The sequence below is a fragment of the Pseudomonas frederiksbergensis genome (genome assembly GCF_003732665.1).
GTDB lineage: Bacteria > Pseudomonadota > Gammaproteobacteria > Pseudomonadales > Pseudomonadaceae > Aquipseudomonas > Aquipseudomonas frederiksbergensis_G.
The window spans coordinates 1-300 of sequence record NZ_MOBP01000111.1 but is presented as its reverse complement, the minus strand read 5'-3'; the positions used below and the strand labels follow the sequence as shown (position 1 = coordinate 300).

Genomic DNA, 300 nt, shown 5'->3' with positions numbered 1-300 from the left:
GGGGATCACTTCGTAACCGCCGCCGTGGTGCACGATCGCCAGGAAGCCATTGCTGGGCTGGTTGCGCATCAGCGGGTTGACCGAGATGCGCTTGACCTTCTTGTCGGCCACGAAGTTGTAGTAGTCCTCGGTGGTCAACTTGTGCAGGCGCGAGACTTCGATCAATTGCTTGACCTGCGCGGCACGCGCCTTGGCCTCGACCTTTTCCTGCTGCTGGCGATTCAGCGCCTGGGCACGCTTGACCTTCGCGGCCAGCGCTTCCTTGGCCAGGCGCTGCTGGGTGTCGTCCTGTTCGATCTG

Annotated in this window: 1 protein-coding gene; it reads right to left on the bottom strand. The window is 62.3% G+C overall.

The features are described 5' to 3' along the window. Nucleotides 1-300 (bottom strand): DUF2058 family protein (locus BK665_RS33380; protein WP_123410650.1); only part of this gene is annotated, 300 nt, incomplete at both ends.